We start from the raw sequence: 15,748 nt of genomic DNA on the forward strand, positions 1-15,748 counted from the left end.
CCACCGGATTCCTCCGGTGGCGCCGCCTCGTGTCGTCGTGCGGGGACGGGCCGTCAGGTGACGGACAGCGCCCCGTCCACCGCGAGGACCGTGCCGTTGGCGTACGAGGCCTGCGGCCTGGCCAGCTGCACGATCCACCAGGCGATCTCCTCGGGACTTCCGACGCGGCCCGAGGGGATCCGCCCGGCCATCTCCGTGAGGAACGCCCGGTAGGCCTCCTCCGGCATGCCGGCCCTGACCCCGACGCCGGTGTCCACGACCCCGGGGGCGATGCCGACCGTGCGGATGCCGCGCGGGGCGAGCTCCACGGCCCAGGTGCGGGTCAGGAAGTCCAGCGCCGTCTTGGCCATGCCGTAGACGGAGTTGTCCGGCCAGGCCCGGCGGCCCAGCGAGCCGGCCGAGCTGACGTTGACCACGACGCCCCTGACGGCCTCCAGGCTGTCCAGGGCCTGCTGGGTCAGGAACACCGGGGCGATGAGGTTCGTGCCGAGCTGGGCGCGGACCTCGTCGCGGTCCAGTTGTGCCAGGGAGGCGAATCCGGTGACGGCCGCGTTGTTCACCAGGACGTCGATGCGTCCGAAGGCGCCCAGCGCGGCGGCGACGATGCGCTCGGGCGCGTCCGCGTCGTGAATGTCCGCCGCCAGTACGTGAATGCGGTCGTGCCCGCGGGCGGTTTCCTTGAGGGTGGCCTCGGTCCGCCCGACAATCAGTACCTGTGCGCCCTCTTCGGCGAATTTACGTGCGGTGGCGGCACCGATTCCGCTGCCGCCGCCGGTGATGACGACGCCTTTCCCCGCGAAATCCGAATTACCGGATTCCGGGGTACCGGATTCGGCAGTCACCGATTCGGTGGTCCCGGATTCCGGAATTCCGCCGGTCACGAGCACAGAGCGGTGTTGACACCGCGGATGACGGCCTGCTCGGCGTCGTGGCCGAAGTCCTTGTCGCCGAGCGTGAACGAGAGCTGGACCCGGGCGGAGAGGTCGCGGGTGGTGGCCGCGAAGGTGGCGTAGCCGGGGATGCCCGCGCCGTGGCCCCACAGGTCGAGGTCGGCGTCGTTCTCCAGCTTCATGATGCCGAGCCCGTAGCCGATGCCCATCGGCAGGTTCTCGATCATCTCGCGCGGCAGCGCGTCGGTCATCTCCTTGAACTGCGGCTCCTGGAGCAGCTTGCCGCTGAACAGGGCGGTGAAGAACCGGTCCAGGTCGGCCGTGGTGGAGATGATCTCGCCCGCGCAGCCGGCTTCGGAGGGGTTCATCACGGTGACGTCGACGGGCTCGCCGCCGATCTGCATGTAGCCGTGGGCGTGCGGCCCGGGGATGTTCGGGTCGTCGCCCGGCAGGTAGGTCTCCTCCAGCCCGAGGGGCGTGAGCACGCGGTCGGTGATCTCCTCGCGGTGGCCGCGGCCGGTCACCTTCTTGATGAGCAGACCGATGATGAAGTAGTTGGTGTTGCAGTACGCGAACTTCGTGCCCGGCTCGAACTCCAGCGGCTTGGCCGCCGCGATGGCGATCAGGTCCTCGGGCTCGAAGTGCCGGTGACGGTCCTTCAGGAACCGGTCGCCCGGCTTCTGGAAGGAGTCCATGTAGTTGTACAGACCGCTGGTGTGCTGCATCAGGTTGCGGATGGTGATCCGCTCGCCGTACGGGATCAGTCCCGGCAGGTAGCTCTCGACGGTGCGGTCGAGCTCTATCTTTCCCTCGGCGACCAGCTGCAGGACCACCACGGCCACGAACGGCTTGGTGATGCAGGAGATACGGAAGCGTCCGTCCTCGGGGACGGGCCGGTCGGAGCCGAGTTCGGCGATGCCCGACGTCACGACGAAGGCCTCCTCGCCCCGTGCGACCCGGAACTGGACACCGGCCGCGCCGAGCTCGACCAGCCGGTCCGCCGCGCCCTGGACGGCCTGCTGGAGTACCGAGGCCGTCGGCGGGCCGATCGTCGTCTGCGTCATCTCGCGAAACCCCCATCGATTGGCAGTTCATACACATGCGCGGGTTCTGTCCGCGTGCACGACCGAGCGTCCCCATGCCGCGTCGAGGGCGGGCGGGGCGCCGCTGGAGCGGCACTGGGGCGGCCGGCCCCGCTCCGTACCCCTTCGACCGTGCTGCGAGCCGCCGCAGCCAGAATCGGCCCCGTCCGCCGAACCCCGTGAGGAGTACCGCCGTGCCGTCACGCACCGTCGCCCCTGCCGCAGCGCCCGCACCCCCTGCCGAGGTGACCGAGGTCGCCGAGGGCGTCCACGCCTTCGTACAGGCCCCCGGCGGCTGGTGCCTGAACAACGCCGGGGTGATCGTCTCCGAGGGGCAGAGCGCCCTCGTGGACACCGCCGCGACCGAGACCCGGGCACGCCACCTGCGCGAGGCCGCGCTCGCCCGCAACCCCGCCGCCCCGCGCTCCGTCGTCAACACCCACTTCCACGGCGACCACGCCTTCGGCAACTTCCTCTTCCCCGAGGCGCTGGTCCTGGGGCACGAGCGGACCCGGAGCGAGATGATCGCCGCAGGCCTGCACCTGACCGGCATGTGGCCCGACGTCGAGTGGGGGGACATCGAGCTGACGCCGCCGCAGGTGACCTACCGCGAGGGCCTCACCCTCCATGTCGGCGCCGTCCGCGCCGAGTTGGTGCACATCGGGCCGCGCGCCCACACCTCCAACGACACCGTGGTGTGGCTGCCCGAGCAGCGCGTCCTGTTCACCGGCGACCTGGTGATGGCGGGGGTGACGCCGTTCCTCCTGATGGGGTCGGTGGCGGGCAGCCTGGCGGCGGTGGAGCGGCTGCGCGCGTTCGGCGCGGAGACCGTCGTGCCCGGCCACGGGCCCGTCTCGGGCCCCGAGGTCCTCGACGCGGTGGAGGGGTACGTCACGCTGCTGGGCCGGATCGCCGAGCGGGGCCTGGCGGCCGGGCTCACACCGATGCAGGCCGCGAAGGAGTCGGACCTGGGCCCGTACGCCGAACTCCTCGACGCCGAGCGGCTGGTTCCCAACCTGCACCGCGCCTACGCCGAACTGCGCGGCACCGATGCCGCGGACCCGCTGCCGATGCCCGTGCTGCAGCAGGCGCTCGGCGAGATGAACACCTACTACGGCGGACAGCCGTGCTGCCTGGCCTGACCGGCAGCGGCCGACACCGCCGGGCCGGCGGCGCCTGCCCGGCCGGTCCGGCACCGGCCGCACGATCGGCTCCCGACCCGTATTTGAGTATGCGGTCGTAGCGTCGCCCGCATGAAGGCACTCGTGCTGTCCGGAGGTTCAGGCACCCGCCTGCGGCCCTTCACACACACCTCCCCGAAGCAATTGGTCCCGGTGGCGAACAAGCCCGTCCTCTTCTACGTGCTGGAGGCCATCGCGGACGCGGGCATCAGCGAAGTCGGCATCGTCGTGGGCGCCACCGCCGGAGAAATCCGTGCGGCCGTGGGCGACGGATCGAAGTTCGGGCTCGACGTGACCTACCTGCCCCAGGAGGCGCCCCTCGGTCTGGCCCACGCGGTACTGATCGCCCGGGACTTCCTCGGCGACGACGACTTCGTGATGTACCTCGGCGACAACTTCATCATCGACGGCATCACCCCCCTCGTGGAGCAGTTCGCCCGGGAACGCCCCGACGCGCAGATCCTGCTGACCCGGGTACCCGACCCGACCGCCTTCGGGGTGGCCGAACTCGACGTCGCCGGACGGATCGTGGGGGTGGAGGAGAAGCCCGCACATCCCAGGAGCGACCTCGCCCTGGTCGGCGTCTACCTGTTCACGCCCGCCGTGCACGAGGCGGTGGCCGCCATCGAGCCGTCCGCCCGCGGCGAACTGGAGATCACCCACGCCATCCAGTGGCTGATCGACGAGAAGCGCGACGTGCGGCCCACCACGATCTCCGGCTACTGGAAGGACACCGGGAACGTGACGGACATGCTGGAGGTGAACCGGTCGGTGCTGGAGAGCATCGAGCCGTACACCGGCGGCACCGTCGACGCGGCCAGTGAACTGATCGGCCGGGTCAGGCTGGAGCCGGGCGCCCGGGTGCGCGACTCGCGCATCGTCGGCCCCGCGATCATCGGTGCCGGCACCGTCGTCACCGGCTCGTACGTCGGCCCGTACACCTCGATCGCGGAGAACTGCCGGATCGAGGACAGCGAGATCGAATTCTCCATCGTCCTGTGCGACTCGCACCTGGACGGAGTGCGCCGGGTGCAGGGCTCGCTGATCGGCCGCAACGTGACAGTGACTCCGGCCGTGCGGATCCCGGCGAGCAATCGACTCATCCTCGGCGACCACAGCAAGGTGCAGATCTCCTCATGAACACACTTCCCCGCATTCTGGTGACCGGCGGCGCGGGCTTCATCGGCTCGCACTACGTCCGCACGCTGCTCGGGCCGCAGGGCAACCCCTGCGCGGCCGTCACGGTGCTGGACAAACTGACGTACGCCGGCCATCTCGCCAACCTCCACACGGTCCGCGACGACCCGCGGTACTCCTTCGTGCACGGCGACATCTGCGACGCGCCCCTGGTGGACGCGCTCGTCGCCGAGCACGACCAGATCGTGCACTTCGCGGCGGAGTCCCACGTCGACCGCTCCATCACCGAGGCCGCCGACTTCATCCGTACGAACGTCGGCGGCACCCAGACCCTGCTGACCGCCGCGGTGCGGCACGGCCTGGAGACGTTCGTGCACATCTCCACGGACGAGGTGTACGGGTCGATCGCGGCCGGGTCCTGGCCGGAGACCCATCCGGTCGCCCCCAACTCCCCCTACGCCGCGGCCAAGGCCTCCAGCGACCTGGTCGCCCTCGCCCACCACCGCACGCACGACCTGGACGTGCGGGTCACCCGCTGCTCCAACAACTACGGGCCGCACCAGTTCCCGGAGAAGATCATCCCGCTGTTCGTCACCCGGCTGCTGAACGGGGGCCGGGTGCCGCTCTACGGCGACGGGGGCAACATCCGCGACTGGCTGCACGTCGACGACCACGTCCGCGGCGTCGAGCTGGTGCGCACCCGGGGCCGGGCCGGCGAGATCTACAACATCGGCGGCGGCACCGAACTCACCAACCGGGAGCTCACCGGGCTCCTGCTGGAGGCGTGCGGCGCCGACTGGTCCCGGGCCGACTTCGTCGAGGACCGCAAGGGCCACGACCGGCGCTACTCGGTGGACTGCGGCAAGCTCACCGCGGAGCTCGGCTACCGCCCGCTCAAGGACTTCGCCGAGGGTCTCGCCGAGACGGTGGCCTGGTACCGGCAGCACCGGGCGTGGTGGGAGCCGCTGCTGCGGCCCGCCCCCGCGGCGGACCGCCCGCTGGCGCTGACTACCTGAGCTCCGGCCGGTCCGCCGGGGCCGGTTCCCCGGGGTCCCCAGGGGCCCCGAGGGCCGGCGGGCCGGCCGGCCACCCGGCCACCCGCCGGATCCCGGCGAGCAGGTGTGCCTGGGCCAGCAGGTCGGCCGTGTCGTCGGCCGTGCGGTCGCCGCGCACGGCGGCGGCGAAGGCGGTCAGCGCCGCCGCCACCTGGTTCTCCGCGGGCAGGGTCACCGTCTCGGAGCCCGAGGCGTTCTCCAGCAGCAGCCGCGGGGCGTGGTCGGCCGGCGGGGTGAACGCCCGGTCGACCGTGATCCGGCCCTCGCTGCCGCACAGTTCGTACCGCGACCGGTAGGCGTGCGCCATGCCGAAGGTCAACTGCGCGACGACCCCGTCGGCCCGGCGCAGCAGCACCGCCCCCGAGGTCTCCACCCGGCGTCCGGGCTCCGCCGAGAGCACCGCCCCGGCGACGTCGAGGTGCGGGCCCAGCAGGTGCACCGCCGCCCGCACCGGGTACAGGCCGATGTCGGCGAGCGCGCCGCCGCCGAGGTCCGGGTCGTAGCGGATGTCGCCGTCGGCCGGGGCGGGGACGGTGAACGCGGCGTGCAGGCAGCGCAGGGCGCCGATCGCCCGGCCCGCGAGGAGTTCGCGTACCGCCGCGTGCTGTCCGTGGTGGACGAACAGGACGTTCTCCCGCAGCACCAGGCCCCGTGCGCGGGCCCGCTCCAGCAGGGCGCGGCTCTGCTCAGGGTCGGTGGTCAGGGGTTTCTCGGCCAGGACGTGCTTGCCGGCTTCCAGTGCGGCGCCGACCCACTCGGCGTGCAGCGCGGCGGGCAGTGGGATGTACACGGCGTCCACCGAGGGGTCGGCGAGCAGCCGTGCGTATCCCTCGACGGGCCGGGCGCCGTGGGGCTCGGCGGCCCGGCGGGCCCGGTCGGCCGACCGGCTGGCCACGGCGACGAGTTCCACGGCCGGGTGGGCCGCCATGGCGGGCAGCATGCGGCGGCGGGCGAACTCGGCGCAGCCGAGCACGCCGAAGCGCAGCGCCTGGCCGGTGCGCGCGGGCGGAACGGCCGGGGGGCGGGAGGGCGTCTCACGTGTCATGGCGGGTCCAGTCTCGTACGGGGACGTGGAGGTGGCCCACCGTGTCCAAGACGGCTCGATCCCGGGTCGAGGAGGGCTCGACAACGCGCGGCGAGACTTCGGGCAGCGACTCCGGGCGGGCCCCGCGAGGGCCCCGGACTTTCGACCCCCGACGAGAGGCCTTCCATGTTCCGCGACACGACGGAGTTCCACCGCTGGTTCGAAGGGCGGCGCAGGGCGCAGGAGTGCGAGGTGGAGTCCGTACCCCTCGATCTCCTGGACGGCTGGTCCCAGGAAGCGGGGACGGGCGACCTGGTGCACCGCAGCGGGAAGTTCTTCTCGGTGCGGGGCCTCGACGTCGCCCGCTCCGGCAGGGCGGTGGACTCCTGGCAGCAGCCGATCATCGTGCAGCCCGAACAGGGCGTCCTGGGCGTCCTGGTGAAGGAGTTCGACGGTGTGGCGCACTGCCTGCTCCAGGCGAAGATGGAGCCGGGGAACGTGAACCTGGTGCAGCTCTCGCCCACCGTGCAGGCCACCCGGAGCAACTACACGGGGGTGCACGGCGGGCGGCCCGTGCCTTATCTGGAGTACTTCCTCCCGCCCCGCGGCGAGGTGATCGCCGACGCGCTCCAGTCGGAGCAGGCCGCGTGGTTCCTCGCCAAGCGCAACCGCAACATGATCGTGCGTACGGACGAGGACGTGCCGGTGCTCGACGACTTCTGCTGGCTGTCCTTCGACCAGGTCGCGGAGCTGCTGCAGACGGACAACGTCATCAACATGGACACCCGTACGGTGCTCTCGGGGGCGATCGGACTGCGCCGTCCCCAGGGCGGCGACCCCGGTTCCCCCGACCCCGCTACCTTCGCCCCCGGTTCCTTCGAGGGGGCGCTGGCCGCCTCCTGGCGGCCGGACGGGGACCGGCTGCACGACAGCGCCGCGCTGCTGGACCGGCTGGAGCTGGCCAGGGAGCGGTGCACCCTGGAACGCCGCCTCGTCCCGCTGGACGGGCTGGCGCGCTGGTCGCTGCGGGAGGGCGTCCTGCGGCACGACGAGGGCAGGCACTTCACCGTCCTGGGGGTGCGGGTGGCGGCGTCCAGCCGTGAGGTGCCCGGCTGGTCCCAGCCCATGATCGCGCCGTGCAGCCGGGGGGTGGTGGCCTTCGTGGCGAAGCAGGTGGCGGGCACGCTGCACCTGTTGGTCCAGACCCGGGTCGAGACCGGTGCGCTGGCCCGGGTCGAGCTGGCCCCCACCGTGCAGTGCCAGCCCTCGGACCACGGCCCCGGCGGGGCGGCGTACCCGCACTTCCTGGACGTGGTCCTGGCCGCGGGGCCCGAGCGGATACGGTTCGACACCGTCCAGTCGGAGGAGGGCGGGCGCTTCCACCACGCCGAGAACCGGTACCTGCTGGTCGAGGCGGAGGAGGACTTCCCGCTCGAAGTGCCGCCGGGGTACGCCTGGATGACGGTGCGTCAGCTGATCGGGTTCGTCGCGCACGGAAGCCGGCTGAACGTGGAGGCGCGCAGCCTGCTCGCGCTGATCGGCTTCCTGCCCGGCGGCGGGCGCCCGGCGCGCCCGCGCACCGCGGTGGTCCGGCCTCAGCGGAAGGCGTCGGTGAGGGCCAGGCACTCCTCGTAGCGCGGGAGCATGCCGAGCTCCTCGGCCCTGGCCAGGGAGACCGCCCCGGTGTCCCGCTCCGAGAGGGTGGGGACGAGGTCCTCGGGCCAGGGCAGGGCGAGTTCCGGGTCGAAGGGGTCGATCGCCTGCTCCAGGCCCGCCCGGTAGGGGGACGACACCACGTACGACATCACGGTGTCGTCCTCCAGGGCGAGGAACGCGTGCCCCACCCCCAGCGGCAGGTACACCGAGCGGAAGTCGTGCGGGTCCGTCTCGACCACGTCGTGGACGCCGAACGTGGGCGAGCCCAGCCGCAGGTCGACCACGATGTCCATGGCCCGGCCGCGCGCGCAGTGCACGTACTTGGCCTGGCCGGGCGGGGTGGTCGTGAAGTGCAGGCCGCGCAGCACACCGCGGGCGGAACGGCTGTGGTTGGTCTGGGCGAGGGGCATCGGGTGGCCCACCGCCGCGGCGAACTCCTCGCCCTGGAAGGGGGAGACGAACACTCCGCGCAGGTCGCGGTAGACCTGCGGGCTGAACAGGAAGGCGCCGCTGACGGCCAGTTCGCGTACGGCGGGGTGCGGGGCGGCGGGCTGTGGAACGGCGGGGCCGGAGGGAGCCTGGTGCGGGGCGGCGGCCGTGTGCTCCGGGTGCGGGCGGGTCGTCATCTGTCCTCCTGAGGGGCGGGGCCCGGCTGCGGGCCCCACAGTGTGCGGGCCCGCACTGGAGCCGCGGTCGACGCGGGGGCGGGCGGGGCCGGGCGCGCGGGGCAGGGCGCGGGCACGAGGAGGCTGGGCGCGGGCGCGCAGCCGGGTGTCGGGTGCAGCGCGGGGCGCGGGGTGTGGTGGCGCGGGGTGTGGTGGCGCGGGGTGTGGTGGCTCCAGCGGGGCCCGAGCCCGGCTGCGGCCGGTGAACCGACCATCGGGGCACTACGCGGGCGGGACGTGCCGCCGCCGGATGGACCATGGAGAAAGGCGAACGATGACCGTTCCCAGCCGCCGCAGTTTCGTCGCGCGCACTCTCACCCTCACGGCCGCCGCCGGGCTCACCGCGGGTGCCGTGCCCGCGCACGCCGCGGGCAGGCCCGCCCGCGCCCCGGCCGTCCCCCCGGACGGCGGGACGGTCGTCACCCCGGACGATCCGCGCTACGCGGACCTCTCGCAGCGCGGCAGCAACAAGCGGTTCACCGCACGCCCGGACGCGTTCCGGCTGGTCTCCACCACCGAGCAGGTGGTGCGGGCGGTCGGCGACGCGGTACGGACGGGCCGGCGGATCGCGGTGCGCAGCGGGGGCCACTGCTACGAGAACGTGGCCGGCGACCCGGCGGTGCGGCTGGTGATCGACCTCGGGGAGATGAACGCCGTCGGCTACGACCCGCAGCGGCGCGCCTTCGTCGTCGAGGCGGGCGCCCGGCTGTTCGACATGTACAAGAAGCTCTACTACGGCTGGGGCGTGACCGTGCCCGGCGGTGCCAGCGCCACCGTGGGCATGGGCGGGCACATCGCCGGTGGCGGCTACGGCGCGCTGTCGCGTGCGCACGGGCTCGCCGCGGACCACCTGTACGCCGTCGAGGTGGTCGTCGTCGACGCGTCGGGCCGGGCCAGGGCGGTCGTCGCCACCCGGGAGCGCACGGACCCGCTGCGCGAGCTGTGGTGGGCGCACACCGGTGGCGGCGGCGGCAACTTCGGTGTCGTCACCCGTTACTGGTTCCGCTCGCCGCAGGCGCCCGCCCACTGCACGGACCCCGCCCGGCTGCTGCCCCGCCCGCCGGGCAACACGCTCACGGGCAGTGTGTACTTCCCGCGCGAGGGCATGGACCGGGCCTCCTTCCGCCGGCTGGTGCGCAACCACGGCCAGTGGCACGAGCGCAACAGCGACGCCCGCTCGCCGTACGCCGGCCTGTTCGGCGGGCTGGTGCTGTACGGGCGGCCCCGGGCCGGCGACCCCGGTCCCGCCGCGGTCAGCTTCGCCCACATGGACGGCTCCCGGCCGGACGCCGAGCGGCTGCTGCGGGAGTACTCCGCCGCCATCGCCGAGGGAGTGGGCGGCCCGCCCGAGATCAGCGGGATCAGCAGTCAGCCGTGGCTTGCCGCGACGGAGTCGCTGGCCGCCGCCCAGGACGGCGACACCGGACGCCACAAGATCAAGTCGGCGTATCTGCGCCGCGGCCACGACGCCGCCCAGGCCGACGTGCTGTACACGTACCTCAACAGCACCGGGAACGGGCACGACTCCGCCTCGGTGTCGTTCCAGTCGTACGGCGGGGCGATCAACTCCGTGCCGCAGGACGCCACCGCCTCCACGCACCGCAGTTCGGTGCTGAAGGCGCTCTACATGAACACCTGGCAGGACCCGGCCGCGGACGCCGGGGCCGTCGACTGGCTGCGGCGGCTCTACCGGGACCTGTACGCCTCCACGGGCGGGGTCCCGGTGCCGGGCCGCGGCGCCGACGGCTGCTACATCAACTACCCGGACGTCGACATGGCGGACCCGGGGTGGAACACCTCGGGCGTGCCCTGGCACCGCCTCTACTACAAGGACGCCTATCCGCGGCTCCAGCGGGTCAAGGCCCTCTGGGACCCGCGCGACGTGTTCCGCCACACGCTGGCCGTCCGGGCGGAGCCGGGCCGATGAGGGTGCTGTTCGTCTCCTTCCCGCACGGCACCCACTACTTCTCGATGGTGCCGCTCGCCTCCGCGCTGCGGACGGCCGGTCACGAGGTGCGGGTGGCCAGCCACCCGGACCTGACGGACCAGATCACCGCCACCGGCCTGACCGCGGTGCCGGTGGGCGTTCCCGGCTGGTACTCCGACGACCCCCACGCGCCCGAACTGCTGGGTCAGATCCTCGAAGAGGGCTCCGACCACGTGCAGGGCTTCGACTTCACGGGCGAGGACCGCACGCAGTGGACGTACGAGTCGCTGCTCGCCCTGGAGAGCATCGCGGTGCCCTCGCTGTACGCCTCGGTCAGCAACGACCCCATGCTCGACGACCTGGTGGCCTACGCCCGGCACTGGCGGCCGGACCTGGTGGTGTGGGAGCAGCACACCTACGCGGGCGCCGTCGTGGCACGGGCGGTCGGGGCCGCGCACGCACGGCTGCTGCACGGCATGGACATCACGGTGCGGGCCCGGCAGGAGTTCCTGCGCCGCACGGCGCTCCTGCCCGCCGCGGCGGCGGCGCAGGACCCGACGGCCGAGTGGCTGGAGCGGGTGCTGCGGCGCTACGCCCCCGGCCTGGGGTTCACCGAGGAGATGGTCACCGGGCAGTGGACCGTGGACATCACCCCGCCCGGCTCCCGGTTCGACCTCGGAGTGCCCACGGTCGGCGTGCGCTACGTCCCGCACAACGGCGCGTCGGTGGTGCCGGACTGGCTGCGCAGGCCGGCCGAGCGGCCCCGGGTGTGCCTGACGCTGGGAGTGTCCGGCGAGCTCGACCACGCGGGCTTCTCCTTCGGCGCCGTGCTGGAGTCGCTCGCGGACGTGGACGCGGAGATCGTCGCGACCCTCGGCGGACACGGGGACGCCGAGCGTCCGGCCGTGCCCGACAACGTCCGGCTGGTGGACTTCGTCCCGCTCAACGACCTGCTGCCGACCTGTGCGGCCGTCGTCCACCACGGCGGCATCGGCACCCGGACCACCGCCGAGCTCCACGGGGTGCCCCAGGTGCTGCTTCCGTACGGCTGGGACACGGTCGCCAAGGCCCGCCGGGTGCAGGAGCTGGGGTACGGGCTGTCCCTGCCGGCCGATGAGCTGACGGTGGAGGCCCTGCGGGCGGCCCTGCTGCGGCTGCTGACGGAGCCGTCTTTCACCGAGGCGGCGGGCAAGGTGCGCGCCGAGATCCTGCGGGAGCCGGCGCCGAACGACATCGTGCCGGTCCTGGAGCGCATGACGGCCTCGGCCCGGGCGGGGCTGCCTTCCTGACCTTCTGTCAGGCGGTGCCGGCCCCCTCGCCGTACGTACGGGCAGGGGGCCGGCTCAGACCAGCGAGGCGCCGCCGTCGACGGCCACCGTGGTGCCGCTCGTGGTGAGCGCCTCGGGCCTGGCCGTGCGGACGATCCACCAGGCCACGTCCTCGGGGCGGCCCACCCGGCCCGAGGGCGTGCAGGCAGCCGCCTCCCGCTGGTGGTCGGCGATCTCCTGCGCGCTCCACCCCATGCGTACGCCGATCCCGGTGTCGGTCTCGCCCGGGGCGACGCCGACCGCGCGGACGCCCAGCGGGGCCAGTTCCACCGCCCAGGTGCGGACGAGGAAGTCGAGGGCGACCTTGGACGCGCCGTACATCGACATGCCGGGGAAGGTGCGGCGGCCGAGCGTGGCCGCGGTGCCGACCGCCACCACGGTGCCGCGCGCGGCGCTCAGGGCGGGCAGCGCGGCCTGTGTGAGGAAGAGCGGGGCGAGCAGGTTGGTCTCCAGCTGCGCGTGTGCGTGGGCCCGGGTCAACTCCCCCGCGGGCTCGGGGAGTACGGCCGCGGCGTTGTGCACGAGGACGTCGAGCCGGCCGAAAACCTCCAGCGCCGTCGCCACGACGTGCTGCGCCGCGCCCGGTGCGGTCAGGTCGGCGACCAGGGTCCGTACGGAGGGGTGCTGGGCCGCCGCCTCGGTGAGGGTCGACGCGGTGCGGCCCACGACCAGTACCCGCGCGCCCTCCTCGGCGAACGCCCGCGCGGTGGCGCGCCCGATGCCCGTACCGCCTCCGGTGATCACCACGGCGGGCCGGGCGGTACTGCTGCTGGGGGAGGTCGTCATGGCGCGGACGTTAGCCGTCAGCGCTCGAAGGCCGCTCTAGCGCCCGCTGGGAAGGTGGCCGGAAGTCGAGCCGGAGCTTGCCGGAAACCGGCCCCGTCGAACTCCCAGGAGGCAAGGCATGTCCGTGCACACGTCCGAACAACCGGCGCCAGGCCAGACGCGGGTGCCGGTCCCCCCGGCGCCCCCGACACGCGGACGCGGGGCACGGGCGGGTGTCGCGCTCGGCCTGCTGGCGGGCTGCAACGCGATGGTCCTGCTCGACGAGTCGATGGTGCAGATCGCCCTGCCGGGAATGAGCCAGGACCTGGGCATGAGCCCGGTCGGGCTCGGCTGGGCGATGAACTCCTACCTGCTGGCCTTCGGCGGGCTGCTCCTGCTCGGCGGGCGCGCGGGCGACCTGCTGGGACGCCGCAGGGTGTTCCTGGCGGGCGTCGCCCTGTTCACGCTCGCCGCGGCGCTGCGGGCGACCGCCTCCTCGGGCGATTTCCTGATCGCCGTACGGGCGGTGCAGGGGGTCGGCGCCGCCCTCGCCACTCCCAGCGCGCTGGCGCTGGTGCTGAGCATGTTCGCCGAGGGGGCGCCGCGCAAACGGGCCATCGCGGTGTGCACGGCGGTCGGCGCGGCCAGTACCACGGGCGGTCTGCTGCTCGCGGGCACCCTGTCGTCGGTCAGCTCCTGGCGCTGGGTGCTGCTGCTGAACGTTCCCGTCGGACTGCTGATCCTGCTGCTGGCCCCGCTCGTACTGAAGGAGACGCCGCGCGCCCGGGGGCAGTTCGACCTCCTCGGCGCGCTGCTGTCCACGCTGGGGGCGACCGCGCTGGTGCTGGGTCTGGCCCGCGTCGCGGAGCACCCGTGGTCGGACCTCACGGTCGTCGGCCCGATCGCCCTGGGCGCGCTGCTGTTCGCCGTCTTCGTCCTGGTCGAGCGGCGGGCCAGGCAACCCGTGCTGGTGCTGCGGCTGTTCACCGACCGCAACCGCGTCTGGGCGTGGGCGGGCACGTTCGCCGTGCAGGGCGCGCTCATCGGCACGGGCTTCTTCCTCGTGCAGTTCTTCCCGCAGTTCACCGATTACGGGCCGCTCGGCACGGCCTTCGCGCTGTCGCCGATCGCCGTCTCCATGGTGGTCATGTCGGGCGTCGTCGTCCGGCTGGAGCGGGCCTTCGGGGCCCGGCGGGTGATGCTGGCGGGGGCGCTGCTGCTGGCCGCCGCGAACCTGTGGCTGTCCCGGCTGAGCCCGGAGTTCGACTACGCGACCGATGTGCTGGCGCCGCTGGTCGTCTTCGGCTGCGGCATGGCCTGCTACGTCATCCCGCCGATGATGCTGGCCACCTCCCGGCTGCGCAGCGACGAGGCGGGCGCCGCCTCCAGCGTGCACAACTCGCTGCAGACGCTGGGCGCTTCGCTGGGCATCGCGATCCTGGTGACCGTCGCCTCCCACGCGGGCCGCGGCGCCGCGCGCGGCCAGGAGTTCGTCTCCGGCATGCAGGCGAGTTTCGTCGCGGGCGCCTGCTGCGCGGCGGCTGCCTTCCTCGCCGCCCTGTTCGTCCGACCCACCGGTGGCGCCGATGCGCCCGTCCGGGACCACTGAGAGAGCAGGAGGAATCACCGTGCGGTTCAACACCGCGGCGCACTTCGGTGTCGTCGCCCTGATGTGGGGATCCAGCTACTTCTGGATCAAAATCGTCTTCCAGGGACTGAACTCGGCGCAGTTCAGCTTCTTCCGGATCCTCGTCGGCGCCGTCGCCATGCTGGGCGTGCTGCTCCTGAGCAGCGCCCGGCTGCCGCGCCGCCCGCGGGTCTGGGCGCAACTGATCCTCATCGCCTTCCTCGCCAACGCGCTGCCGGTCCTGCTCGTCGAGCTCGTCGACGACGCGCTGGGGGCCGACGCCGGCATGGTGTCGGTGTTCAACGCGAGCGTTCCCCTGTGCGTGGTCCTGCTCGTCCTGATGCGGCGCGGGGGCGCCCGGGTGCCGCTGCCGCTGGCGGCCGGGCTGCTCGTCGGCTTCGCCGGTGTGCTGGTGCTGTACGCACCGTGGGAGACCGGCGCCGCGTGGCTGTCGGCGGGTGCGGCCGTCAACGCGGTGGCGGCGATCGCCTACGGCTGGTCGATGCTGCTCATGGCGAAGCTGATGGGCCCCGCCGAGAAGGGCGGCCAGGACATGCCGCCGCTCGTCCTCGCCACCTCCCAGGCGGTCATCGGGGTCGGCTGGGCGTCCCTCAACATGCCCCAGGGCGGCTTCGACCGCGCCCCCCAGTGGTCCCTGGCCGTCGTCGGCGCGCTGCTGGTCCTGGGCATCCTCAACACCGGTCTCGTCTACCTGTGCTTCGCCCGGCTGATCCGCGACGAGGGCCCGGTCCGGGCCTCCAGCGTGCTGTACGCGGTACCGGTGGTGCTCACGCTGGGCACGGTCCTGCTGGAGGGGTACCGGCTCGCGCCGCGCGAGATCGTGGGGATGGCGGTCATCCTGGCCGGGCTGGTGCTGGCCAGGAGTTCGTGGGGGTCGCGCGCCGCCGCCGGGCCCGACGGTCCCGCCGGGCCCGACGCCCGGGCCGCCGGTGTCCGCCGGGAGCCCGCGCTCACCGATTCCGCGGGCCCGCCGCGCTGACCGGCCGCCGCCCGTACCCGTACGTACCTGTACTCCCCCTCGTGACGGACCAAAGGACGCTGTTGTGATCACCTTCATCAATCGCTTCACGGTCACCGGGCCGGCCGCGGAGTTCGAGCGCGTCTTCGACGAGGCGTCGCTGTTCTTCACCGCCCAGCCCGGTTTCCTCGGCCACCGTCTGGTGCGGCACACGAGCGACCCGGCCGCATATGTGAACATCGCCGAGTGGCAGGACGAGGCGTCCTTCCAACAGGCGCTGCGCCAGCCCGGGTTCGGGGCGCACCGGGCGGCGCTGCGCGCGCTGAGCACCAGCGAGTCGAACCTGTACACCGGGGTGTCCGCGCGCGTCGCCTGACCCGCTGCCACGCCGTACGCAGCCGTACGCAGCCGGGCCCCGCCCGGCCCTCCCCG

General features: G+C 73.1%; 14 protein-coding genes. 9 read left to right on the forward strand and 5 right to left on the reverse strand.

Translation table 11 applies throughout. The features are described 5' to 3' along the window. Positions 1–53: 53 nt before the first annotated feature. Both ACWGIG_RS26615 and ACWGIG_RS26620 read right to left on the reverse strand, forming a co-directional pair. Entirely contained in the window at positions 54–842 is a 789-nt protein-coding gene (locus ACWGIG_RS26615) for an SDR family NAD(P)-dependent oxidoreductase (RefSeq protein WP_453324201.1), read from the reverse strand. 35 nt (positions 843–877) lie between these two features. Further along, entirely contained in the window at positions 878–1,954 is a 1,077-nt protein-coding gene (locus ACWGIG_RS26620; RefSeq protein WP_453324202.1) for a serine hydrolase domain-containing protein, read from the reverse strand. A 212-nt stretch (positions 1,955–2,166) separates the two neighbouring features. On the opposite strand from ACWGIG_RS26620, the gene ACWGIG_RS26625 reads away from it, so the two are divergent. From ACWGIG_RS26625 to rfbB, 3 genes are all read left to right on the forward strand, one after another. Then, entirely contained in the window at positions 2,167–3,114 is a 948-nt protein-coding gene (locus ACWGIG_RS26625; protein WP_453324203.1) for an MBL fold metallo-hydrolase, read from the forward strand. 111 nt (positions 3,115–3,225) lie between these two features. Next, complete coding sequence (locus tag ACWGIG_RS26630) at positions 3,226–4,293, forward strand: glucose-1-phosphate thymidylyltransferase (RefSeq protein WP_453324204.1); 1,068 nt, start codon at positions 3,226–3,228, stop codon at positions 4,291–4,293. Then, complete coding sequence (gene rfbB / locus ACWGIG_RS26635) at positions 4,290–5,306, forward strand: dTDP-glucose 4,6-dehydratase (RefSeq protein ID WP_453324205.1); 1,017 nt, start codon at positions 4,290–4,292, stop codon at positions 5,304–5,306. The genes ACWGIG_RS26630 and rfbB overlap by 4 nt, the downstream gene beginning before the upstream one ends. Here rfbB and ACWGIG_RS26640 read toward each other — a convergent pair. Next, the gene (locus tag ACWGIG_RS26640) at positions 5,299–6,390 is read right to left on the reverse strand and encodes a Gfo/Idh/MocA family protein (protein WP_453324206.1); all 1,092 of its coding nucleotides are present in this window, start codon (positions 6,388–6,390) and stop codon (positions 5,299–5,301) included. The genes rfbB and ACWGIG_RS26640 overlap by 8 nt on opposite strands. 165 nt (positions 6,391–6,555) lie before the next feature. Between ACWGIG_RS26640 and ACWGIG_RS26645 the strand changes: the two genes are divergently transcribed. Beyond that, the gene (locus tag ACWGIG_RS26645) at positions 6,556–8,004 is read left to right on the forward strand and encodes an NDP-hexose 2,3-dehydratase family protein (protein WP_453324207.1); all 1,449 of its coding nucleotides are present in this window, start codon (positions 6,556–6,558) and stop codon (positions 8,002–8,004) included. Here the strand turns inward: ACWGIG_RS26645 and ACWGIG_RS26650 are convergent. After that, on the reverse strand, positions 7,965–8,651 hold the full coding sequence (locus ACWGIG_RS26650; protein ID WP_453324208.1) for a dTDP-4-dehydrorhamnose 3,5-epimerase family protein: 687 nt from the start codon (positions 8,649–8,651) through the stop codon (positions 7,965–7,967). The genes ACWGIG_RS26645 and ACWGIG_RS26650 overlap by 40 nt on opposite strands. Before the next feature lie 313 nt (positions 8,652–8,964). Between ACWGIG_RS26650 and ACWGIG_RS26655 the strand changes: the two genes are divergently transcribed. Next, positions 8,965–10,617, forward strand: coding sequence for an FAD-binding oxidoreductase (locus ACWGIG_RS26655; RefSeq protein ID WP_453324209.1), 1,653 nt, complete (start codon positions 8,965–8,967; stop codon positions 10,615–10,617). Beyond that, positions 10,614–11,906, forward strand: coding sequence for an activator-dependent family glycosyltransferase (locus ACWGIG_RS26660; protein ID WP_453324210.1), 1,293 nt, complete (start codon positions 10,614–10,616; stop codon positions 11,904–11,906). Before ACWGIG_RS26655 ends, ACWGIG_RS26660 begins: the two co-directional genes overlap by 4 nt. 54 nt (positions 11,907–11,960) lie before the next feature. On the opposite strand, the gene ACWGIG_RS26665 is transcribed toward ACWGIG_RS26660, so the two are convergent. Continuing rightward, a complete protein-coding gene (locus ACWGIG_RS26665; RefSeq protein WP_453324211.1) occupies positions 11,961–12,731 on the reverse strand; it encodes an SDR family NAD(P)-dependent oxidoreductase in 771 nt (256 codons plus the stop codon). Between the two features lie 118 nt (positions 12,732–12,849). On the opposite strand from ACWGIG_RS26665, the gene ACWGIG_RS26670 reads away from it, so the two are divergent. From ACWGIG_RS26670 to ACWGIG_RS26680, 3 genes are all read left to right on the forward strand, one after another. Continuing rightward, positions 12,850–14,319 (forward strand): MFS transporter, encoded by a 1,470-nt coding sequence (locus ACWGIG_RS26670; protein ID WP_453324212.1) that lies wholly within the window; start codon positions 12,850–12,852, stop codon positions 14,317–14,319. Between the two features lie 19 nt (positions 14,320–14,338). Further along, complete coding sequence (locus ACWGIG_RS26675) at positions 14,339–15,337, forward strand: DMT family transporter (protein ID WP_453324213.1); 999 nt, start codon at positions 14,339–14,341, stop codon at positions 15,335–15,337. A gap of 64 nt (positions 15,338–15,401) precedes the next feature. After that, positions 15,402–15,692 (forward strand): antibiotic biosynthesis monooxygenase family protein, encoded by a 291-nt coding sequence (locus ACWGIG_RS26680; protein ID WP_453324214.1) that lies wholly within the window; start codon positions 15,402–15,404, stop codon positions 15,690–15,692. Positions 15,693–15,748 lie beyond the last annotated feature (56 nt).

The organism is Streptomyces sp. NPDC054863, from assembly GCF_053610825.1.

What these genes read in the sequence shown, in the direction of transcription:
- ACWGIG_RS26655 (WP_453324209.1), top strand. Translation starts at nt 8,965, where the DNA reads ATGACCGTTCCCAGCCGCCGCAGTTTCGTCGCGCGCACTCTCACCCTC.
- ACWGIG_RS26650 (WP_453324208.1), bottom strand. Translation starts at nt 8,651, where the DNA reads ATGACGACCCGCCCGCACCCGGAGCACACGGCCGCCGCCCCGCACCAG.
- ACWGIG_RS26620 (WP_453324202.1), bottom strand. Translation starts at nt 1,954, where the DNA reads ATGACGCAGACGACGATCGGCCCGCCGACGGCCTCGGTACTCCAGCAG.
- ACWGIG_RS26645 (WP_453324207.1), top strand. Translation starts at nt 6,556, where the DNA reads ATGTTCCGCGACACGACGGAGTTCCACCGCTGGTTCGAAGGGCGGCGC.
- rfbB (WP_453324205.1), top strand. Translation starts at nt 4,290, where the DNA reads ATGAACACACTTCCCCGCATTCTGGTGACCGGCGGCGCGGGCTTCATC.
- ACWGIG_RS26660 (WP_453324210.1), top strand. Translation starts at nt 10,614, where the DNA reads ATGAGGGTGCTGTTCGTCTCCTTCCCGCACGGCACCCACTACTTCTCG.
- ACWGIG_RS26640 (WP_453324206.1), bottom strand. Translation starts at nt 6,390, where the DNA reads ATGACACGTGAGACGCCCTCCCGCCCCCCGGCCGTTCCGCCCGCGCGC.
- ACWGIG_RS26630 (WP_453324204.1), top strand. Translation starts at nt 3,226, where the DNA reads ATGAAGGCACTCGTGCTGTCCGGAGGTTCAGGCACCCGCCTGCGGCCC.
- ACWGIG_RS26670 (WP_453324212.1), top strand. Translation starts at nt 12,850, where the DNA reads ATGTCCGTGCACACGTCCGAACAACCGGCGCCAGGCCAGACGCGGGTG.
- ACWGIG_RS26665 (WP_453324211.1), bottom strand. Translation starts at nt 12,731, where the DNA reads ATGACGACCTCCCCCAGCAGCAGTACCGCCCGGCCCGCCGTGGTGATC.